Annotated in this window: 20 protein-coding genes; 8 read left to right on the top strand and 12 right to left on the bottom strand. The window is 69.8% G+C overall.

What is annotated here, in order from left to right; genetic code table 11:
• Window positions 1-246: 246 nt before the first annotated feature.
• Window positions 247-1,590 (bottom strand): aspartate aminotransferase family protein, encoded by a 1,344-nt coding sequence (locus tag LG391_RS31155; protein WP_225772441.1) that lies wholly within the window; start codon window positions 1,588-1,590, stop codon window positions 247-249.
• Window positions 1,591-1,783: 193 nt separating this feature from the next.
• Here LG391_RS31155 and betI point away from each other — a divergent pair, with 193 nt between their 5' ends.
• The 8 genes from betI to LG391_RS31115 all read left to right on the top strand — a co-directional run bounded on the left by betI (window position 1,784) and on the right by LG391_RS31115 (window position 8,774).
• The gene (gene betI / locus LG391_RS31150; RefSeq protein WP_225772439.1) at window positions 1,784-2,452 is read left to right on the top strand and encodes a transcriptional regulator BetI; all 669 of its coding nucleotides are present in this window, start codon (window positions 1,784-1,786) and stop codon (window positions 2,450-2,452) included.
• 145 nt (window positions 2,453-2,597) lie between these two features.
• The gene (locus LG391_RS31145; RefSeq protein WP_225772437.1) at window positions 2,598-3,761 is read left to right on the top strand and encodes an acyl-CoA dehydrogenase family protein; all 1,164 of its coding nucleotides are present in this window, start codon (window positions 2,598-2,600) and stop codon (window positions 3,759-3,761) included.
• Window positions 3,762-3,881: 120 nt separating this feature from the next.
• Window positions 3,882-4,985 (top strand): polyamine ABC transporter substrate-binding protein, encoded by a 1,104-nt coding sequence (locus LG391_RS31140; RefSeq protein ID WP_225772435.1) that lies wholly within the window; start codon window positions 3,882-3,884, stop codon window positions 4,983-4,985.
• Window positions 4,986-5,001: 16 nt separating this feature from the next.
• Window positions 5,002-6,150: an ABC transporter ATP-binding protein gene (locus tag LG391_RS31135; RefSeq protein ID WP_225772433.1), complete on the top strand. Its 1,149-nt coding sequence runs from the start codon at window positions 5,002-5,004 to the stop codon at window positions 6,148-6,150.
• A complete protein-coding gene (locus tag LG391_RS31130; protein ID WP_225772430.1) occupies window positions 6,147-7,064 on the top strand; it encodes an ABC transporter permease subunit in 918 nt (305 codons plus the stop codon). The genes LG391_RS31135 and LG391_RS31130 overlap by 4 nt, the downstream gene beginning before the upstream one ends.
• A gap of 154 nt (window positions 7,065-7,218) precedes the next feature.
• Window positions 7,219-8,064 carry an ABC transporter permease subunit gene (locus LG391_RS31125; protein ID WP_225772428.1) on the top strand — a complete coding sequence of 282 codons (846 nt, stop codon included), beginning with the start codon at window positions 7,219-7,221 and terminating at the stop codon, window positions 8,062-8,064.
• A 117-nt stretch (window positions 8,065-8,181) separates the two neighbouring features.
• Window positions 8,182-8,397, top strand: a complete 216-nt coding sequence (locus LG391_RS31120; RefSeq protein ID WP_225772427.1) for a hypothetical protein — start codon at window positions 8,182-8,184, stop codon at window positions 8,395-8,397.
• A gap of 206 nt (window positions 8,398-8,603) precedes the next feature.
• Window positions 8,604-8,774, top strand: a complete 171-nt coding sequence (locus LG391_RS31115; protein WP_225772425.1) for a hypothetical protein — start codon at window positions 8,604-8,606, stop codon at window positions 8,772-8,774.
• A gap of 172 nt (window positions 8,775-8,946) precedes the next feature.
• Here LG391_RS31115 and LG391_RS31110 read toward each other — a convergent pair whose 3' ends face one another.
• From LG391_RS31110 to LG391_RS31060, 11 genes are all read right to left on the bottom strand, one after another.
• Window positions 8,947-9,360, bottom strand: coding sequence for a GFA family protein (locus LG391_RS31110; protein ID WP_225772423.1), 414 nt, complete (start codon window positions 9,358-9,360; stop codon window positions 8,947-8,949).
• 20 nt (window positions 9,361-9,380) lie between these two features.
• The gene (locus LG391_RS31105) at window positions 9,381-9,833 is read right to left on the bottom strand and encodes an SRPBCC domain-containing protein (RefSeq protein ID WP_225772421.1); all 453 of its coding nucleotides are present in this window, start codon (window positions 9,831-9,833) and stop codon (window positions 9,381-9,383) included.
• The gene (locus LG391_RS31100) at window positions 9,814-10,164 is read right to left on the bottom strand and encodes a helix-turn-helix transcriptional regulator (RefSeq protein ID WP_225772419.1); all 351 of its coding nucleotides are present in this window, start codon (window positions 10,162-10,164) and stop codon (window positions 9,814-9,816) included. The genes LG391_RS31105 and LG391_RS31100 overlap by 20 nt, the downstream gene beginning before the upstream one ends.
• Before the next feature lie 76 nt (window positions 10,165-10,240).
• The gene (locus tag LG391_RS31095; RefSeq protein ID WP_225772417.1) at window positions 10,241-12,016 is read right to left on the bottom strand and encodes an SRPBCC family protein; all 1,776 of its coding nucleotides are present in this window, start codon (window positions 12,014-12,016) and stop codon (window positions 10,241-10,243) included.
• Between the two features lie 81 nt (window positions 12,017-12,097).
• Complete coding sequence (locus tag LG391_RS31090) at window positions 12,098-13,438, bottom strand: 8-oxoguanine deaminase (protein WP_225772415.1); 1,341 nt, start codon at window positions 13,436-13,438, stop codon at window positions 12,098-12,100.
• A gap of 268 nt (window positions 13,439-13,706) precedes the next feature.
• Window positions 13,707-14,609, bottom strand: a complete 903-nt coding sequence (locus LG391_RS31085; RefSeq protein ID WP_225772413.1) for a 2-hydroxy-3-oxopropionate reductase — start codon at window positions 14,607-14,609, stop codon at window positions 13,707-13,709.
• 171 nt (window positions 14,610-14,780) lie between these two features.
• Window positions 14,781-15,578, bottom strand: a complete 798-nt coding sequence (hyi, locus tag LG391_RS31080; protein ID WP_225772411.1) for a hydroxypyruvate isomerase — start codon at window positions 15,576-15,578, stop codon at window positions 14,781-14,783.
• A 208-nt stretch (window positions 15,579-15,786) separates the two neighbouring features.
• The gene (gcl, locus tag LG391_RS31075) at window positions 15,787-17,547 is read right to left on the bottom strand and encodes a glyoxylate carboligase (RefSeq protein ID WP_225772409.1); all 1,761 of its coding nucleotides are present in this window, start codon (window positions 17,545-17,547) and stop codon (window positions 15,787-15,789) included.
• A gap of 261 nt (window positions 17,548-17,808) precedes the next feature.
• On the bottom strand, window positions 17,809-18,606 hold the full coding sequence (locus LG391_RS31070) for an IclR family transcriptional regulator (protein ID WP_225772408.1): 798 nt from the start codon (window positions 18,604-18,606) through the stop codon (window positions 17,809-17,811).
• A gap of 19 nt (window positions 18,607-18,625) precedes the next feature.
• Window positions 18,626-19,969, bottom strand: coding sequence for a guanine deaminase (guaD, locus tag LG391_RS31065; protein WP_225772406.1), 1,344 nt, complete (start codon window positions 19,967-19,969; stop codon window positions 18,626-18,628).
• A gap of 14 nt (window positions 19,970-19,983) precedes the next feature.
• A complete protein-coding gene (locus tag LG391_RS31060) occupies window positions 19,984-21,261 on the bottom strand; it encodes a urate hydroxylase PuuD (RefSeq protein WP_225772403.1) in 1,278 nt (425 codons plus the stop codon).
• Window positions 21,262-21,355: the final 94 nt, after the last annotated feature.

Raw genomic sequence — 21,355 nt, 5'->3', positions numbered from 1 at the left:
GGCCGGGGAGGGTGGAGTAGGACCGGCTTCTCTTATTGAGTCCCCCCTCCCCTTGCGGGAGGGGGGGAGAGGGGTTCGCGCCGCAAGATCAGGTGATCGGGCCTGATGCGCCGGGCCTTGCCGACAGAACGCCTGCGCCCTCCGATCGGCAACCCCCCCCTAGCCCCCTCCCGCGAGGGGAGGGGGGACAAGGATGGATTGCCTGGCTCGCTTCCCCATGGGCTTTGTCTCCGCCCGGTCTGCCGCTCAGTGTGCCACGGCTCGCTTTGCCGCGTCGCCGCCCTTGTCCAGGGTGCGATCGACGGCGCGCTCGAAGCCGGCCAGGGTGTCGGCCAGGCAGCCGTCGTCATGCGCCTCGCAGACGAACCAGGGCTCGCGCGAATCCGGTTCGCACAGCACCCCCTCCTCATGCAGCTCGCGGGCCAGAGCGTCGTAGAAGCTGTAGTCGGAGCGCTTCCAGTCGCGGTAGTCGCGCGGCGGCGCCGGGGCGAAGAACAGCCCGCCCATCGACGGGTGGCCGGCGAAGCAATGCACCACGCCGCGGGCGTCGAGGATCCGCTTGATCCCCGTCTGCAGCCGGCGGCCATAGGCCGCGATGGTCTCCAGCGCCGGGGTCTCGTCCAGGATCTGCAGCGTCTTCTCGGCCGCGGCCAGCGCCACGGAATGGGCGGTGTAGGTGCCGCCATGGGCGACGCCGCGGCCATAGCGGCGCATGATGTCCTCGCGCCCGCCGATCGCGGCGATCGGATAGCCGTTGGCCATCGCCTTGGCCATGGTGGTGATGTCGGCCTTGACGCCCATCAGCTCCTGCACCCCGCCGCGGGCGACGCGGAAGCCGGTCTTCACCTCGTCCACGATCAGCAGCACGCCGTAGCGGTCGCACAGCTCGCGCACGGCGCGGACGAAGTCGATGTCGGCGGTGATGCCGCAGCAATTGCCCATGATCGGCTCGATCAGCATCGCCGCGATCTCGTGCGAGCGGCGGCGCAGCAGGTCCTCCAGCCGGTCGGCGTCGTTCATCGGGGTCAGGTGCACCAGCGGCCGCCCCGCCTCCGGCACGCCCTGGGAATAGGGGCGGACCGGCGGATCCTGGTCGGTGCGCTGCGGGTCCCACTGGTCCAGCGCCACCATCCACATCGCCGCGTCGAACAGCCCGTGATAGCTGCCCTCGACCAGCACGTAGGACTCCTTGCCGGTATACGCCCGGGCCAGGCGCAGCGCCGCCATCACCGCCTCGGTGCCGGAGTTGGAGAAGCGCACCAGCTCCGCCGCCGGCATCATCCTGGCGATGCGCTCGGCGACGGTGAATTCGCGCTCGGTCGACAGGGCGAAGACGCCGCCGACCTCCATGCCCTGCCGCGCCGCCTCGTCCACCCGCGGGTCGGCATAGCCCAGGATCGCCGGGCCGTAGCCCAGCCGGTAGTCGACATAGGGGTTGTCGTCGAGGTCCCAGATCCGGCCGCCGCGGCCGCGCTTCACATAGATGGTCCGGTCGTCGCCCCAGTAGCGGAAGTTGGAGGCGACGCCGAGCGGCAGGCGGGTCGACGCCCGACGGAACTGCGCGTTGCTGCGCGCCAGGCTGCGGGTCATGGCAGCGGTCCTTGTGTCGTTGGTCCGGCGGTTCTGATGCCGCGATGTCGAGGCCCAGAATGGCACGGCAGGGCCCATCCTGTCCATCTTGTTGAATGAACGTTCAATTAGAAACTTGCTGGACGTCCATTCAACATCTTCCCAGAGACCTCCGCCGATGCTAGGCTTTTGTGGCGATTTGACGGGGGTGCCGATGGCCGAAGGCCAGGCCGCGCGGAAGGTGAACGGAGGCCGGCGGCAGTCGAAGGAGCTGCGGCGGCAGGAGCTGATCGAGGCGACGATCGACGCCATCGCCAGGCGCGGCTACGAGGAGACGACGATGGCCGTGGTCGCCGACGGCGCCGGCCTGTCGCGCGGCATCGTCAACTTCCATTTCGAGAGCAAGGAGAAGCTGCTCGTCGAGACGCTGCGCTACATGTCCGACGAGTACCGCGCCCATTGGCGCCGCGCCTTGCACGAGGCCGGGCCGACCGCGGCGGAGAAGCTGTGGGCGCTGGTCCTGGCCGATTTCGACCGCCGCATCTGCAACCCGCGCAAGATCGCCGCCTGGTGCGCCTTCTGGGGCGAGGCCAAGACCAGGCCGCATTACCGTGCCTTGTGCAGCGCCAACGACCAGGACTACCACCTGACTCTGCTGACCCTGTGCCGCGAGCTGGCGGCGCCGGGGCAGTCGCCGGACCTGCTGGCCCGCAGCCTGAACGGGCTGCTGGAAGGGCTGTGGCTGCATGTGATGATGGGGCCGAAGGAGTTCGGCCGCGAGGACGCCCGGGCCTGCGCGGTCGAGATGCTGGTCTCGGTCTTCCCCCGGCACTTCACCCGGGACGGCCCGGTCCTGAGTGATGGCGAGGAGGAGAGGGGGTGATCCTCTCCTCACTGTCATCCTCGGGCTTGACCCGAGGATCCAGGGGCCACCGAGAGCGGTGCTGGCCGCCCCTGGATTGCCGGGTCAAGCCCGGCAATGACAGGAAAGGGAGTGGGTCGCTGCGAGGACGAGGAGGCACCGTGCCATGAGCTTCACGCTCCCTGACAGCGCCCGCGGCTGGCAGGACAGGGTCCGCCGCTTCGTCGAGGCCGAGCTGATCCCGTGGGAGGTGGAGGCCGAGCTGGCCGGCGGCGAGATCCCGGCCGAGGTCGCGGCCCGGCACGAGCGGCTGGCGCTCGAGCTCGGCCTGTCGCGGATCGACGCGCCGCAGCGCCATGGCGGGCTGCAGCTGCCGCTGCTCGACCAGGCGGCGATCGCGGAGCAGACCGGCCGCGTCACCAACGCCCTGGCCTGGTGCTGCGGCGAGGCGCAGTCCTGGATGTTCGAGGCCTGCTCGCCGGACCAGATCGAGCGCTTCGTCCTGCCGCTGATGCGGGGCGAGCGGCATGTCTGCACCGCGGTGACGGAGGAGGGCGCCGGCTCCGATGTCGACGACATCGCCACCACGGCGCGGCAGGACGGCGACGACTACGTCATCGACGGCGAGAAATGGCACGTCACCAGCGCCAACCTGGCCGACACGGTGATCGTCCAGGCCAGGACCGATGGCGGCCACGCCCTGTTCTTCGTCGAGATGCCGGCCGCGGGGCTCAGCACCGTTCGCAGCCCGGCCTACACCCACAGCTACCGCCACCACCACCCGGTGCTGCGCTTCGACGGGGTGCGGGTGCATGCTTCCAACCGGATCGGCGCCGAGGGCCAGGGAATGGGCTTCATCCACGCCTGGTTCCGGCGCGAGCGGCTGATGATCGCGGCGCGCTGCTGCGGCGCGGCCGACCGGCTGATCGAGGCGGCCGCCGAGTTCGCGGCGGAGCGGACAATCGGCGGCGGGCCGATGGCGCGGTTCCAACTGGTCCAGGCGATGCTGGCCGACAGCGTGGCCGAGCTGCACGCCGCGCGGCTGGTGACCTACGAGGCGGCGGCCGCGCATGACCGCGGCCTGGACGTCAAGGCGCTGCATGCCCGCTGCTCGGTGGCCAAGCTGCTGGCGTCAGAGATGGCTGGCCGCGTCGCCGACCGGGCGGTGCAGATCTTTGGCGGCCGCGGCTACATGCGCGAGAACGTGGCCGAGCGCTTCAACCGCGAGCTGCGGGTCGACCGGATCTGGGAGGGCACCAGTGAGATCCAGCGCCTGATCATCGCCGGCAGCCTCTTGAAGCGCGGGCTGAAGGGCACGATCGGGCTGTAGGAATTCAGGTGAAGAATCCGCTGGAGAATCCCGGCGAACCGGGCTCTGAATAAGAGGTGCCGACGGCCGCGGCGAACAGGACAACCGGCCGGCAGGTGAGGCGACAGAGGGAGCCAGGCGATGACGCGTTCCCCCCGATCCATCCGGCTGCTGGCCGCGGCCGCCATCCTCCTCGGCGCCGCTGCGGCGCAGGCCCAGGAGGAGAAGGTCGTCAACGTCTACAACTGGGTCGACTATATCGGCGAGACCACGATCCAGGATTTCGAGGCCGAGACCGGCATCAAGGTGGTCTACGACACCTATGACGCGTCCGAGACCGTCGATGCCAAGATGATGGCCGGCCATTCCGGCTACGACGTGGTGCTGCACGGCTCGCACCTGATCCCGCCTCTGGTCAAGGCCGGGGTGTTCCGGAAGATCGACAAGTCGAAGCTGAGCGGCTACGGCAATCTCGACCCCGAGATCCTGAAGGTCGTCGCCGGCCACGACCCCGGCAACGAGTACTTCGTGCCCTATATGTGGGGCACGGTCGGCTTCGCCTACAATGTCGATATGATCAGGCAGCGCATGCCCGACGCGCCGGTCACCTCGCTCGACATGCTGTTCAAGCCCGATCTGGCGGCGAAATGGGCGGATTGCGGCATCTCGATCCTGGAATCGCCGACCGACATGATCCCGATGGCGCTGTCCTATCTGGGCCGCGACCCCAATTCGCAGAAGGCCGAGGATTACGAGGCCGCGGCGGCGCTGTTCAAGCCGGTGCGCCAGTACATCAAGGCGGTCGATTCCGCCAACTACCTGAACCAGCTGCCGAACCAGGAGCTGTGCCTGGCCTTCTCCTGGTCCGGCGACTACGCCACCGCCGCCAGCCGGGCGGAGGAGGCGGGGGTGAAGATCGACCTGGCCTATTCGGTGCCGGACACCGGCGGCCCGGCCTGGTTCGACGGCTGGCTGATCCCGGCCGACGCGCCGCATCCCGAGAACGCGCTGATCTTCATCAACTACATGCTGCGGCCCCAGGTGATCGCCGCCGCCTCGAACTTCACCAACTACGCCAACGCCAACAAGGCCGCCGCGCAGTACGTGAACAAGGAGGTCCTGGAGAACCCGGCGATCTACCCGGACGCGGCGACGCGGGCGAAGCTCTACGTGCCGGCCGACCTGCCGCAGGACGCGCTGCGGCTGCGCACCCGGGCCTGGAGCCAGATCAAGGCCGGGCAGTAGCGCGGCACCGGCGTAGATGGCCACCGCCGAGCGCTATCCGGACACCAAGGACCGGCCCTGGCTCAACCCGCAGGCCAAGCCGATCCTGCGGATCGAAGGCCTGACCAAGCGGTTCGCCGATTTCACCGCGGTCGACGGCGTCGACCTCGAGATCCACCGCAAGGAGCTGTTCTGTCTGCTCGGCGGCTCCGGCTGCGGCAAGACCACGCTGCTGCGGATGCTCGCCGGCTTCGAGACGCCGACCGCCGGCCGCATCCTGATCGACGGACAGGACGTCACCCGGGCGCCGCCCTATGAGCGGCCGGTCAACATGATGTTCCAGTCCTACGCCCTGTTCCCGCATATGAGCGTGGAGAAGAACATCGGCTACGGGCTGAAGCACGAGGCGATGACCCCGGCGGAGCGGCGCGACCGGGTCGCGGAGCTGCTGGAGCTGGTGCAGTTGCAGGGCTTCGGCCCACGCAGGCCGCACCAGCTGTCCGGCGGCCAGCGCCAGCGCGTGGCCCTGGCCCGGGCCCTGGCGAAGAAGCCCAAACTTTTGCTGCTCGACGAGCCGCTGGCGGCGCTCGACAAGAAGCTGCGCGAGCAGACCCAGTTCGAGCTGATGAATATCCAATACCAGGTCGGCGTCACCTTCATCGTCGTCACCCACGACCAGGAGGAGGCGATGGCCCTGTCGACCCGGATCGCGGTGATGAATCGCGGCCGGATCGTGCAGGTGGGCACGCCGACCGACATCTACGAATATCCGAACTGCCGCTTCGCCGCGGATTTCATCGGCTCGATCAACCTGTTCGACGGCACGGTCGAAAGCGCGGCCGACGGCCGGGTGACGGTGGCGACCGGGCAGGCCGGGCCGCTGGTCGTCGCCCATGCCGGGGCGGTGGCGCCGGGCACCCCGGTCTCGGTCGCGGTGCGGCCGGAGAAGATCGCGATCGGGCGCGAGCCGCCGCAGGGCGCCGCCAACACGCTGCAGGGCATGGTCTACGACCTCGGCTATTTCGGCGACCGCTCGCTGTTCCGGGTGAAGCTCGGCAACGGAAGGCTGGTCTCGGTCAGTCGGCAGAACGAGCGCCGCGGGCGGGAGGAGGACCGGCCGGTCGACTGGGACGACCGGGTCTGGCTGTCCTGGTCCCCTGCCGCTTCGCTGCTGCTGACCGAATGACCGCGCCGCTCTGGCTCCGGGCCCTGCGCCGGGTCGGCGATGCCTGGCGCGGCCTGATCATCGGCGTGCCCACGGCCTGGCTGGTGCTGTTCTTCCTGGTGCCGTTCCTGATCGTGCTGAAGATCAGCCTGGCCCAGAGCATCGTCGGGCGGCCGCCCTATTCGGCGCTGCTGGAATGGGGCGAGGGCTCATGGCCTGCCATCACCGCCTCGCTGCGCAACTACGTGTTCCTGACCCAGGACTGGCTCTACCTCGCCGGCTACCTGAACTCGGTCAAGATCGCACTGATCTCGACCGCGCTGTGCCTGCTCTGCGGCTATCCGATCGCCTACGGCATCGCCCGGTCCTCGCCCGGCGCACGCAACATCCTGCTGCTGTTCGTGATCCTGCCGTTCTGGACCTCGTTCCTGCTGCGCATCTATGCCTGGATGGGGATCCTCAACAAGCAGGGCATCCTCAACGGCGTCCTGGTCTGGAGCGGCATCCTCGACCGGCCGGTCGAGATGATGAACACCGAGTTCGCGGTCTATCTCGGCATCGTCTACTCCTACCTGCCCTTCATGATCCTGCCGCTCTACGTGACGCTGGAGAAGCTGGACCAGAGCCTGGTCGAGGCGGCGATGGACCTGGGCTCGCGGCCCTGGCGGGTGTTCCTCGACGTCACCCTGCCACTGTCGCTGCCCGGCATCGTCGCCGGATCGCTGCTGGTGTTCATCCCGGCGACCGGCGAATACGTGATCCCGGCGCTGCTGGGCAACCCGTCCAGCCCGATGATCGGCCAGGTGCTGTTCGCCGAGTTCTACTCGAACCGCGACTGGCCGGTGGCCTCGGCCGTGGCGGTGGTGCTGCTGCTGGTCCTGGTGCTGCCGATCCTGTGGTTCCAGAACCGCCAGGCGCGGGGAGGGGAGGCATGAGGGGGCCCTGCCTTCGGGATATCAACGCTTTCCCCTTATTGTCATTGCCGGGCTTGACCCGGCAATCCAGGGGCCGCCGGCGCTGGCGTCGGCAGCCTCTGGATCCTCGGGTCAAGCCCGAGGATGACAGTGAAGGAAGCGAGGAGTCGGCGCCGTGAAAGGCCGCTCCCGCTTCCTCACCCTCTGGCTGGTGGCCGGCTTCGTGTTCTTCTACGGGCCGATCGCCTCGATGATCGTGTTCTCCTTCAACCAGTCGCGGCTGGCGACGGTCTGGGGCGGCTTCTCGACCAAGTGGTACGCGGCGCTGTGGGGCAACCGGCAGGTGATGGACGCGGCGCTGCTCAGCCTGCAGATCGCCGCGGTCTCCGCCACCATCGCCACCGCGCTCGGCACCATGGCCGGCATCGCCCTGGCCCGGTTCGGCCGGTTCCGCGGCCGGCTGCTGCTGGCCGGCATGGTCACGGCGCCGCTGGTGATGCCGGAGGTGATCACCGGCCTGTCGCTGCTGCTGCTGTTCGTGGCGCTGGAGGATGCGTTCGGCTGGCCGTCCGGGCGCGGCGCGCTGACCATCACCATCGCCCATGTCACCTTCTGCATGGCCTATGTCGCCGTGGTGGTGCAGTCGCGCCTGGCCGACATGGATGCGTCGATCGAGGAGGCGGCGGCCGATCTCGGCAGCCGGCCCTGGCAGGTGATGATCGACATCACCCTGCCGCTTCTGGCGCCGGCCATGGTGTCGGGCTGGCTCCTGTCCTTCACCCTGTCGCTGGACGACCTGGTGATCGCCACCTTCACCTCCGGCCCCGGCGCCAACACCCTGCCGATGCTGATCTTCTCCAAGGTCCGGCTGGGGCTGACGCCGGACATCAACGCCCTGGCGACGATCATCATCCTGGTGGTGGCCTGCTTCGTCATCGCCAGCGCCGTGATCCTGAACCGCCGCGACGCCCGCAGGGCCCGCGACAGCCGCCGCGCCGCGGCCGACAGCGGTTCGGCATAAAGATCACCATCGATTTTTGCGTAAATCCGGCCAAAGGAACCCATTCTCGCTTCGTCCCGTTGGGTGTTTGCGTTGCGGCCTGGACTCGGGTCGCTTCACTGCACTGGAGGACGTGAGATGCGTTCGATTTCCACGGCTTTCGCCCTGGCGGGCCTGTCGCTGCTGGCGGCGGCCTGCACGGTGAACACCACCCCGGACCGGCCGACCACCGTCGTGACCCAGCCGGCGCCGGCTGCCGTGGTCACACAGCCGGCCCCGGCCGCCGTGGTCACCACCCCGAGCACGACCTATGTCACGCCGCCGCGCACGACGGTGGTGACGCCGGCCTACTGATGCCGGCCCGCTGAGGCCGGCGCCGGCACGGCAGCCCTGCGGCTTCGGCCGCCGGGGCGCCCGATCGGGCGCTCGCTTCCCGGGCTCGCCGTGCCGGCCCGAGCCTCCGCGATCCGCTCCTCCCGGGAACGGGGTGCCGCATCGTCCTGTTGCTGACTGAGCGCGGTGTCGATTCAAGCCGCTTCCACCGAACTGGAGGATTGGACATGCGCTCCACCATTCTTGCCATCACGCTGGTCGGGCTGCCGTTCCTGGCCGCCTGCACCGTGAACAACACGCCGGACAAGCCGGACACCACCGTGGTGACCCAGCCACAGCCTTCGGCGACCGTGGTGACGCCGCCGCCGCGCACCACCGTGGTGACGCCGTCCTACTGACGACCGGCCGCGGCGAAGGCGCGCGGCCTCAGAGCCCGTTTGGAAATGCGCTGGCGTGAGTCGGCTGGCGGTGGTTTCGAGAACCGGAGCGCAGCGCACGTTTGGTGTGTGAGCACCGGAAGCGCAGAAACCGCCGCCAGGCGGCCGCGCCAGATGCATTTACAGACGGGCTCTACAGGTGGCGCGTCTCCGCCGGCGCCCGCTCCCAATGGTCGGTGCGGCCGTCCTCGTACTGGACCGGCAGCCCGGCCAGTTCCTCGGGCGTCAAATCGTCCAGGCAGGCGATGTTGATGGCGTAGAAGGTGCCGCCCAGCGCGTCCATGTGGCCGCGGCCGAACGGCTTGACGCCGCAGCGGCGGCAGAACAGGTGGTGGATGGTGCCGCCCGCGGCGCCGTCGAACCGGTAGTCCGACAGAGCCTCCTCGCCCTGCAGCAGGTGGAAGTCCGGCGCTTTCACGATCGCCTTCCAGAACCGCCCCTTGCCGCAGATCGAGCAGTTGCAGCGGCTGGTCCCGGCCGCCAGGTCGGCCTCGCATTCGAAGCGCACGGCGCCGCAATGGCAGCTGCCGCGATAGGTGCGTTTCATCGCGTTCCCTCCCCGATCCTTCAGATCTGCGCCAGAGCGGCCGGCAGCTTGTCGAAGCACTCGCTCCAGCCGTCGCGATGGCTGTCGCGGCTCTCCACCGACCGGAAGCCGGTCTGGCGGAAGGTCATCTCGGTCCTGCCGTCGCGCTCGCGGAAGGTGAGGGCGATCAGCATCCGCTCCGCCTCCTCCTCGTCCCAGGCGAAGGTGAAGACCAGCCGCTCCGGCGGCGCGATCTCGCGATAGACTCCGGCCATGCCGTAGCTCTTGCCCTCGGGCGAGGTGATCACGGCGCTCCAGGCGCCGCCCGGCCGCAGGTCGATCCGCACCGCGGAGGCGCCGAAGTCCTTCGGCCCCAGCCAGCGCGCCAGATGCTCGGGCTCGGTCCAGGCCTTGAACACCAGGCTGCGCGGCGCGTCGAAGACGCGGGTGATGACCAGCTCCGTCTCCGGGCTGTCATTGGATGCGGTCGTCATCGGAATCCTTGCCCTGCAGTTGGCGCAGATAATCGTCCAGCCGGTCGAAGCCGGCGTCCCAGAACGGGCGGTAGCGCTCGATCCAGTCGGCGATCTCCTTCAGCGGCCCGGCCTGCAGCCGGCAGGGCCGCCACTGGGCCGAGCGGCCGCGAGTCACCAGCCCGGCCCGCTCCAGCACCTTGAGGTGCTTGGACACGGCGGTGAGGCTCATGGCGAAGGGCGCGCCGAGCTCGGTGACCGAAGCCTCGCCCTGGGCCAGCCGCGCCAGGATGGCCCGGCGGGTGGGGTCGGCGAGCGCCGCCAGGGTGAGGCTGAGGGGATCCGTCGACACGTATTGAACCGATAAGTTGATCAACCAGACGGTTCAATACGGCCATTGGCCTGCAGCTGTCAAGGTGACGATGGATCTATCGCAGCTGCCCGGCCTCCGGCACGTCGCGCCGGATCCAGCCCTGGAAGGCGCGGAGGTTTACTTCCTTCTCGCCCAGCACGCCGACCCGGTAGGCGGAGCCGGACAGGCCCTGCTGGACCGAGCGGATCAGCGCTGCGTCCTCGTCATGCACCCGGTTGTTCACCCGCAGGTTCAGCCGTCGGGTCAGCCGCATGGCGCGGCGGTCGTCCGGCCGGGCATAGGCGCGCCAGCGCAGGATCGATCGGCCGGGCCCGGCCGGAAGGATGTGGAAATAGTCCAGCAGGTCCGGATACAGCTCCAGCGACACGCCCGGATACAGGAACAGATAGGTCCAGCGCCGCTTCAGCGCCTCGGGCAGGTGCGGCACGTCCGGCAGCAGCCGGGCATAGGCGCGGGTCGACCAGCCGCCGGGATCCTGCCGCAGCGCGTGGCTCAGGCGGATGGTGCGGGTGTCGTCGTCCGGCTCGCGGTCATAGGCGGCGGACATCAGCCCGAACAGGCCGGGATGGCCGGTCGGGAAATGATAGTCCTCGAGGTAGTTGTCCCAGATGGTCTTCCAGTCGGCGTCGATCTCGCCGATCCAGTAATCGGTAAGCGGCACCATCTCCTCGATCCGGTGCGCCGCCAGCTCCGCCGCGTAGGGGGCCATGCGCTCGGCCACCGACGGGCCGCCGCCCTCGAAGCGCAGGAAGACGAATCCCGCGAACACCTCGCAGTCCAGCGGCAGCAGGCCCAGGCCCGCGGTGTCGATCTCCGGGAAGGTCTTCGCCGCCGCCACCGCGCGCAGCCGCCCGTCCCAGGCATAGCACCAGGCGTGGTAGGGGCAGCGGATCAGCCCGCTGCAGTGTCCGTCGCGGCCCTGCAGCACGGCATGGGCGCGGTGCCGGCAGACATTGTGGAAGGCGCGGATTCCGCCGTCTTCGCCACGAATGACGAAGGCGCGCTCGCCCAGCGCCTCGAAGGTGACGTAGTCGCCGGGGTTGGGCAGCTCCGAGACATGCGCCACCAGGTGCCAGGCCGGCCGGTGGATGCGCGCGACCTCGGCGGCGTGGATGCCGGGATCGGCATAGGTCCAGCCGGGCAGGGTCGGCGGCAGGGCCGGCGCGTCCGGCTCGGCCTCGGCCACCAGGCGCAGCCGGGCCGGGGCGGCGAACGCCGCCGGGAACAGGTTGGCCAGGTAGCGGCGGCAGGTGTCGACCGCGTCGTCCCAGTCGAAGGCCTCGCGCTGCACCAGCGCCTCCTGCGACAGCGCGTCGACCAGGCCGCACAGGCCCAGCGCCGCGGCGCGCAGCTCGATCCGGGCGTCGGCGCGCTCCGCCAGCTCCGCCATCAGCGCGTGGACGGCCTCATAGAAGGCGCGGTCGGAGGAGGCGACCAGCGCCATGTAGTCGTCGCGGGCCCGGCTCTCGCCCCAGAAGGCGTACCAGACCGCCAGCCGCTCCAGGCTCGCCACCTGCGGGTCGAAGCTGGCGCGGACCAGCGCCATCAGCGCCTCCTCCGGCGCCCGTCCGGCGGCGGCCACGGCGCTCTCGCACAGGCCGCGATAGGTCTCGGCCATGCGGGCCAGCGTGGCCTGCAGCAGGTCCTGCTTCGACTTGAAGTGGAAATTGACCATGCCGGCGGTCAGCCCGGCCAGGCTGGCCACCTTGCTCAGCGTCACGTTCGACAGGCCGTGCTCGGCGATTGCGGTGATCGCCGCGTCGATCAGCTGCTCGCGCCGCGCATCCTGCGGCAGCCGCGCCCGCGTCCGGCTCTCCATCCCGTCGTCCATGCCAACCTCCCGATCGGCCGTTCGACTCTATCGAATGGAGATTTTAGTGAATCGAACGACTGTTCGGCAAGGGGCTCGGGCTCAAAGGCCGTTCTGCATCCTGGCGGACAGGGCCTGGTGGCTGCGGATCAGCCGGGGCAGGTCGAGGCCGGGAATGGCGCCGTTCCGCACCCGCCAGGCGCCGCCGACCATGACGAAATCGGCCCGGTGCGCGCCGCACAGCACCAGCGCCGCCAGCGGGTCGCCATGGCCGGCGAAGCGCAGCTCGTCCAGCGCGAACAGGGCCAGGTCGGCCTGCCTGCCCGGCGCGATCACGCCGAGATCCGGCCGGCCGAGGCAGGCGGCGGAGCCGGCGGTGGCCCAGCGCAGCGCGTCGCGGTGGCTGATCCGGGTGACGCCGTAGTGGTGCCGCTGCAGCAGGAAGGCTGCGCGCACCTCCTGCATCAGGTTCGACCCGTCATTCGAGGCGGAGCCGTCGACGCCGAGCCCGACGCTCATCCCCGCCTGCTCCATCCCGTGCACCGGGCAGTGGCCGGAGGCCAGCACCTGGTTCGAGCAGGGGCAATGCGTCACCGCCGTGCCGGCCCGGGCCAGCCGGCCGATCTCGGCCTGGTCGAAATGGATGCCGTGCGCCAGCCAGGTGCGGGGGCCCAGCCAGCCGCACTGCTCCAGATAGTCCAGCGGCCGGCAGCCGAAGGTCTCGACGCAGAAGCGGTTCTCGTCCTCGGTCTCGGCCAAATGGGTGTGCAGCCGCACATCGTGCCGCTCGGCCAGCTCCGCCGTCCGCCGCATCAGCGACCCGGTGACCGAGAAGGGCGAGCAAGGGGCCAGGGCGATCTGCACCATGGCGCCGTCGCCGGGCTGGTGATGCGCCGCGATCAGACGCTCGCTGTCGGCCAGGATCTCGTCCTCGTCCTGCACCACGCTGTCCGGCGGCAGGCCGCCGTCGCGCACCGACAGGTTCATCGAGCCGCGGGTCAGCACGGCGCGGATGCCGAGCGACCGCGCCACCTCGACCTCGATGTCGATGGCGTGCTCCAGCCCCTCCGGGAAGACGTAGTGGTGGTCCGATGTGGCGGTGCAGCCGGACAGCAGCAGCTCCGCCATCGCCACGGTGACGGCGCTGCGCAGCGCTTCCGGGTCCAGCCGGGCCCAGACCGGGTACAGCGCCTGCAGCCAGGGGAACAGCTCGCGGTCCAGCGCCGCCGGCAAAGCGCGGGTGAGGGTCTGGTAGAAATGGTGGTGGGTGTTGATCAGCCCGGGCAGCACGACGTGGCTGCCGGCGTCGAACACGCTGTCGGCCGGCGCCGCGGGTTCCCGTCCGGCCGACACCAGCTCGGCGATCCGCCCGTCCTCGACCACCACGCCGCGTTCGGCGCCGTCCGCCAGGATCGCCAGCGGGTCCTTGATCCACAGCCGCATCACGCGCCTCCCGTCCCATCCGGGGTCAGCCTAGCAGCCAGCGGGCGGGAGGGGAGGGGTAGGCCGATTTGAAAGTGCTTCAGACGAGATTTCCGGCGAATGGCCTTTCTACTCTCCCCTCCCCTTGCGGGAGGGGGTAGGGGGAGGGGGTCTCGATCGAAGAGACCGGCGGCGCAGGACTACGGAAGAAGCCTGAGCATTCGCGCGCAGACGCGCGCAGACCCCTCCCCCTGCCCCCCTCCCGCAAGGGGAGGGGGAGACCATCTGGTCATGCCGCGTCCTGCCGCACCGCCGGGCCGGCGATTTCGAAATCGGCCTGGCGTTCCAGCACCTTGAGGATGGCGGAATGGTCCCAGGCGGCGCCGCCCTGGGCGATCGCGGCGTGCAGCAGCTGCTGCGTCGCCGCCGTGTTCGGCAGCGGCACGCCCAGCGACCGGGCGCCGTCCAGCGCCAGGGCCAGGTCCTTCTGGTGCAGGGCGATGCGGAAGCCGGGGGCGAAGTTGCGCTGGATCATGCGCTCGCCATGCACCTCGAGGATGCGCGACGCCGCGAAGCCGCCCATCAGCGCCTGGCGCACCCGCGCCGGGTCGGCGCCAGCCTTGGCGGCGAACAGCAGGGCCTCGGCCACCGCCTCGATGGTCAGGGCGACGATGATCTGGTTGGCGACCTTGGTGGTCTGGCCGTCGCCATTGCCGCCGACCAGGGTGACGTTCCTGCCCATCGCCTCGAACAGGGGCTTGACGCGGTCGAAGGCGGCCTGCGGCCCGCCGACCATGATGGTCAGGCTGGCGGCCTTGGCTCCGACCTCCCCGCCCGAGACCGGGGCGTCGAGATAGTCGCAGCCCAGCGCGTTGACCTTCCCGGCGAAGCCCTTGGTGGCGATCGGCGAGATCGAGCTCATATCGACCACGACCTTGCCCGGCGACAGCCCCTCGGCGACGCCGCCGGGGCCGAACAGCGCCGCCTCCACATGCGGCGTGTCGGGCACCATGGTGATGACGATCTCGGCCCGGTGGGCGGCCTCGACGGCGGAGGACACGGCCGTGGCCTTGGCCGCCAGCTCCTCCGGCACGCCGGTGATGTCGTGGAGAAACAGGCTGTGCCCGGCGGCAATCAGATGGCCGGCCATGGGGCGGCCCATGATGCCGAGGCCGATGAAGGCGACGTTCATGACGAACTCCTGTGGAAGACGGAGGGCAGCTCTCGCCCCCTCACCCGAAATCGCTGCGCGATTTCGACCTCTCCCCAAGGAGAGGTGAAGGGGCCGAGGCTCCTGTTCCCCTCTCCTCGGGGAGAGGGAGGGGCCCGCCGCGTTGGCGGCGGGAGGGTGAGGGGGAACGGCTCAGGCCGCGACGGTGGCCCGGGCCCGGTACGGCGCGAACCACCCGAGGCCGGCCTCGGTGCCGGCCTGCGGCACGTATTCGGCGCCGACCCAGCCGGCATAGCCGAGCGCGTCGAGCAGGCGGAACAGGAAGGGGTAGTGGATCTCGCCGGTGCCCGGCTCGTGCCGGCCGGGATTGTCGGCGACCTGGATGTGGCCGATGCGGGACATCAGCGCCTGCAGCGTCGGCCCCAGGTCTCCTTCCATGATCTGCATGTGGTAGATGTCGTATTGCAGCCGGGTGTTCGGCGCCTCGACCGCGTCGAGCAGGTCGAGCGTCTGCTGCGATCCGCTGAGGAAGAAGCCCGGGATGTCGCGGGTGTTGATCGGCTCGACCAGCAGGTCGATGCCGACCTCGCCCAGCGCCTTGGCGGCGAAGCGCAGATTGTCCACCAGCGTGTCGCCCAGCACGGTCTCGGCCACGCCCGGCGGCCGCTTGCCGACGAGGCAGTTGACCTGCCGGCAGCCCAGGGCGGCGGCGTAGTCGATGGCCAGGCCGACGCCGTCCTGGAACTCGCCCTTGCGGTCGGGCAGGCAGGCGATGCCGCGCTCGCCCTTGGCCCAGTCGCCGGCCGGCAGGTTGTGCAGCACCTGGGTCAGGCCATGGCGCTGCAGCCGCTCGGCCAGCTCCTCCTTCGGATAGGGGTAGGGGAACAGGTATTCGACCTCGGCGAAGCCGGCCTCGGCGGCGCGGCCGAAACGGTCGAGGAACGGATGCTCGTTGAACAGCATGGTGAGGTTGGCGGCGAAGCGCGGCATGGCGATCTCACAGGTTCCCGTTGATGGATCGACCGTTCCCGGCCGCCCCCTCACCCTCCCGACCCAAGCGGGCCGGGCCCCTCCCTCTCCCCAAGGAGAGGGTTTGTTCACCTCCCCCCAGGGGAGAGGTCGGAACCGCGCCAGCGGTTCCGGGTGAGGGGGTGGCACCGGCCCGGCCGTTTTGTCTGCGATGGGCGCGGCGCTGTCGCTACACCGTCTCCGGCTCGCGGGCCGCGGCGGCGGGGGCGAGGTCGATGATCTCCTCGAACTCGGTGACCTTGTCGATCTCCGGCCCCATGGCGATGTTGGTCACCCGCTCGGTGATGATCTCGACCAGCACCGGCAGGCTGGCCTGGGTGGCGCGGGTGCGGGCCCATTGCAGCGCCGGGCCGATCTCCTCCGGGTCGAACACCCGGCGGGCGATGCAGCCGAAGGCCTCCGCCGCCTTGATGTGGTCGACGCCGTAATCGCCGATCTCCGGCGCGTTGATGTTCTGGAACGAGAGCTGGACCTCGTAATCCATATTGTAGCCGCGCTCGGCCTGGCGGATCAGGCCGAGATAGGCGTTGTTCAGCACCACCAGCACGAAGGGGATGCGGTACTGCGCCGCCACCGCCAGCTCCTCGATCAGGAACTGCAGGGAATAGTCGCCGACGATGCCGACCACCTCGGCCGACGGGTCGGCCAGCTTGGCGCCGGTGCAGGCCGAAACCTCCCAGCCCAGCGGCCCGGCCTGGCCGCAGACGATGTAGTTGCGCGGCTTGTACACCTTCTGGAACTGGCCGGAGGCGATCTGGTACAGGCCGATGGCGGTGACGAAGCGGGTGTCGCGGCCGAAGGCGGCGTTGATCTCCTGGAAGGCGCGCTGCGGCTTGATCGGGGTGTTGTCGAAATCGGTCCGGCGCAGCATGGTGCGCTTGCGCTCCTGCATCGCGGCGACCCAGGCCTCACGCTTCGGCAGGCGGCGGCCGCGGGCCTCGGCGATCAGCGCCTGCAGGGCCAGCCGGGCGTCGGACACGATGCCGAGATCCGGGCAGAACACCCGGCCGATCTGGGTCGGCTCGATATCGACATGGATGAACCTGCGGCCCTTGGTGTAGACGTCGGTCGACCCGGTGTGACGGTTGGCCCAGCGATTGCCGATGCCCAGCACCAGATCGCTCTGCAGGAAGGTGGCGTTGCCGTAGCGGTGCTGGGTCTGCAGCCCGACCATGCCGGCGTTCAGCGGGTGGTCGTCCGGGATCGTGCCCCAGCCCATCAGCGTCGGCACCACCGGCACGTTCACCAGCTCGGCGAACTCGACCAGCAGGTCGGAGGCCTCGGCGTTGATGATGCCGCCGCCGGCGACGATCAGCGGCCTCTCCGCCGCCAGCAGCATGTCGACGGCGCGGGCGATGGCGGCCGGGCTCGGCGCCGGCCGCGACACCGGCAGCGGCGCGTCCGCCTCGGGGTCGTAGTCGATGATCTCCTTCTGCACGTCGATCGGCAGGTCGATATGCACCGGGCCGGGCCGGTCGGAGCGCATGATCTGGAAGGCGCGGCGGAACACCCAGGGCACCTGGGCGCCCTCCATCACCGTGACCGACCATTTGGTCACCGGCCGGGCGATGGCGGCGATGTCGACGGCCTGGAAATCCTCCTTGTGCAGCTTGGCGCGCGGCGCCTGGCCGGTGATGCACAGGATCGGGATCGAATCCGCGATGGCGGAGTACAGGCCGGTGATCATGTTGGTGCCGGCCGGGCCGGAGGTGCCGATGCAGACGCCGATCGCCCCGGCGCGGGCGCGGGTGTAGCCCTCGGCGGCATGGGTGCCGCCCTCCTCGTGCCGCACCAGCACATGGCGGATGCCGCTGTCCTTCAGCGCCTCGTAGAAGGGCAGGATCGCCGCGCCCGGCACGCCGAACGCCACCTCCACCCCCTCGCTGCGCAGCACATGCACCGCCGCTTCCATCGCCGTCATCTTGGGCATCATGCCCTCCCGTTCGAAGGTTCTCGGGAGGATGGTGGCGGGCGGGGCGGGACGGGCCAGCGCAGGCCCGAAACATTTCGGGGCGCGAAAATCGGCGGGGCGGGGCGACTTTTTTCACCTGGTGGAAGGTTTGGAGCAGGTTGTGCCCATCCCTTTTCCGTCATGCCCGGGCGTGACCCGGGCATCCAGAGAGCGTCGACACCTTCTGGATTGCCGGGTCAAGCCCGGCAATGACAAGGGAGGGGAGGCCTCAAAGACCTCTCAGTGCGGCCGGCCGCCGAGCTGCAGCGTGACCTTCTCCGCGGCCTGGCGCACCAGCATGCCGATCTGGGTGATGCGGTCGTCGCCCATGCGCTCGCGCGGGGCGGAGATCGACAGCGCCGCCACCGGGCGGCCGCCGCGGTCGAGGATCGGGGCGGCGACGCAGCGCACGCCGGACAGGTGCTCCTCGTCGTCGATGGCGTAGCCGGAGCGGCGGGCGCGGGTGATCTGGTCGCGCAGGCTCGGCAGATCGGCCACCGTCTTCTCGGTCAGCCGGGTCAGGGCCAAGGCGGGCAGGGTGCGCGACAGCACCGGGTCCGGCTTGGCCGCGAGCAGCGCCTTGCCGACGCCGGAGCCGTGCACCGGCAGCGGCATCGATCCCGGCAGGCTGGCGCCCGGGTCGCCCAGCTGGTGCAGGTAGAGGATGGTGCCGCGCTCCTCCACCGCCAGGTTCACGGTCTCGTGGCACAGGCCGAACAGGGTGCGCATCGGCGGGTCGGCCAGCCGGCGCAGCCCCCTGCCGTCGGCATAGGCGAGGCCGGAGAGGAAGGCCTGGACCCCGACCATCCAGCGCCGCGTCGCCGGGTCGAAGCGCACGTAATGCGCCTCCTCCAGCGTGGTCAGCAGCCGGTGGACGGTGGGGGCGGAGAGGTCGGTGGCGCGGGCCAGCTCGGTCAGGCTCATGCCCTCGGCCCGGGCGGCCACGGTGTCGAGCAGCCGCAGGGCGCGGAGCAGGGACCGGACCTGCCCGGTCTTCGGCTCGTCGATGGAGGACTCGTCGCGATCGATCTCGGCCATGGCGCTCCTGACTGGACGCTCAGGCCGGTGACCGGCTGCGCGTTCCCTCCCGTTCGTGCACGCGGCGGCCCTGGACATAGGTCGCCTTCACCGACCGATCATCCCCCAAAGTCATGAGGATGAACAGTTCTTCCTCGAGATCGGCCTCGACCGCCTCCATCCGGTGCGCCATGGCGGCGGTGGCGCGGGCGTCCAGCACCACCAGGTCGGCAAAGCGGCCGGGGGCGACAGTGCCGATCTCGTCCTGCAGGCCCAAAGCCTCGGCGTTGCCGGCGGTAACCAGGTGGAAGGCCTCCAGCGCCGACAGGTTGGTGCCCTGCAGCTGCTGCACCTTGTAGCTCTCGCCCAGCGTGCGCAGCATCGAATAGCTGGTGCCGCCGCCGACATCGGTGGCGGCCGCGATCCGCACCGGCGGGTCGCGCCGCGCCAGCTCCCGCATCGGGAACAGGCCGCTGCCGATGAACAGGTTCGAGGTCGGGCAGAACACGGCGACCGAGCCGGTCTCGGCCATGCGCGCCCGCTCGCGCTCCTTGAGATGGATGCAATGGCCGAACAGGGTCCTGGGGCCTAACAGGCCGTAGCGGTCGTAGACGTCGAGATAGTCGCGGCTGTCCGGGAACAGCTGCTTCACCGCCTCGATCTCCTTCAGGTTCTCGGCGATGTGGGTCTGGACATAGGCGTCCGGGAACTCGCGGGCCAAGGCACCCGCCGCCTCCAGCTGCGCCTCGGTCGAGGTGATGGCGAAACGCGGGGTGATGGCATAGCGCTGGCGGTCGTTGCCGTGCCAGGTCTTCAGCAGCCGTTTGCTGTCGTCATAGGAGGACTGGGCGGTGTCCAGCAGGCCGGGCGGGGCGTTGCGGTCCATCATCACCTTGCCGGCGATCATGCCGGTGCCCAGCATCTCCGATGCGGAGAAGATCGCTTCCGCCGATTCCGGGTGGACCGACCCGTACACCGCGGCGGTGGTGGTGCCGTTGGCCAGCAGCTCGTGCAGGAACCATTCCGCCTGGCGCTCGGCATAGGCCTGGTCGGCGTAACGCTGCTCGGCCACGAAGGTGTATTTCTGCAGCCAGTCCAGCAGCTGCGCGCCGTAGGAGGCGATCACCTGGGTCTGCGGGAAGTGCAGATGCGCGTCGATGAAGCCGGGCAGGATCAGCTCGTCCGGATAATGGTCCACCGCGGTGCCGGGCGGCAGCGTCGGCAGCATCTCGGCGGCCGGGCCGACCCGGGCGATCCTGCCGGCCTCGACGACCACCACCCCGTCCGGGATGTAGCGATAGCTGGCGGCGTCGCCGGCGCCCTTCGGGGTGGCGAGGAAGCTCAGGATCCGGCCACGGATGGCGGCGAGGGCGGGTGGGATCATCGCATCAATCCTTGCTACTGCACGGCCATGTCGGGATCGGCCGTCCAGCGCCCCAGGAGCTCGCGCTCCTCCGGGGTGATCTGGCTGACATTGGCCGGCGGCATGGCATGGGTCAGCACCGCCTGCAAGCGGATCAGGCCGGCATGGCGCCGGATCTCCTCCGGCGAGTCCAGCAGCACGCCGCGCGGCGCCTCGTGGATGCCCTCCCAGCCGGGCATGGTGGAATGGCACATGCTGCAGCGGGAGACGACGATGTCGGTGACCTGGGCGAAGGAGACGGGGGTGAAGGACACCAGCTTCGGGTCCGCCGCCGCAGCGGCCTGCGCGGGCGCCGCGGGCTGCGTCGCGATCCAGGGTTTGGTCGCGGTCGCCACCTCGTGCTCGCGCGGCGGCGGCAGGGTGGACAGCCAGACGATCGCCGCCATGCAGGCCGCGGCCGCGCCCCAGGTCCACCACGGCGTCGCCTTGCCGGCGTGGCGCGAGTTGAAGAAGTGCCGGATCACGCCGCCCATCACCAGCACCAGCGCCGTCATCACCCAGGCGTAGTGCGACCCGAAGGCCAGCGGGTAGTGGTTGCTCAGCATCAGGAACAGCACCGGCAGGGTCAGGTAGTTGTTGTGCAGCGAGCGCTGCTTGGCCTGCCGGCCCAGCTTCGGGTCCGGCGACTGGCCGGCCAGCAGGGCATCCACCACCTTGCGCTGGTTCGGGATGATCAGGAAGAAGACGTTGGCCACCATCATGGTGCCGATCAGCGCGCCCATCTGCAGCATGGCGCCGCGGCCGCTGAACACCTGGGAAAAGCCGTAGGCCGCCGCGACCAGCACCACGAAGCCGGCGGCCGCCAGCTTGACGTCGCTCTCGCCCAGCGGCGACTTGCATAACAGGTCATAGGCCAGCCAGCCCAGGGCCAGGCTGACCACGCTGATCGCGATCGCCTCCTTCGGCGAGACCAGCGACACCTGCGGGTCGATCAGGAACAGATCGGCGCCGCGGTAGTACAGGACGCAGAGCAGGAAGAAGCCGCTGATCCAGGTGGAGTAGGCCTCCCATTTGAACCAGGTCAGCTCCTTCGGCAGCCGGTCCGGCGCCACCAGGTACTTGACCATGTTGTAGAAGCCGCCGCCATGGATCTGCCAGGCCTCGCCGCCGGCACCGGCCGGCAGGTCCTCGCGCTTCTTCAGGCTGAGGTCGAGGGCGACGAAGTAGAAGGACGAGCCGATCCAGGCGATGGCGGTGATCACGTGCACCCAGCGGGCCACGAAGTTGATCCATTCCCAGATGATCGGCTCCATGCCGCCGCCTCCGCCGTCCTGGCTGATTATCCGTTCCAGCCAGCCTAATGGCCATCGCCGTGGCGGGGGAAGCGCGGGCGGACCACAGCACTTT

Source organism: Inquilinus sp. Marseille-Q2685 (assembly GCF_916619195.1).
In the GTDB taxonomy this organism is placed as follows: domain Bacteria; phylum Pseudomonadota; class Alphaproteobacteria; order DSM-16000; family Inquilinaceae; genus Inquilinus.
The sequence above is the reverse complement of the archived record's forward strand: the minus strand, read 5'-3'. Positions and strand labels throughout refer to the sequence as shown.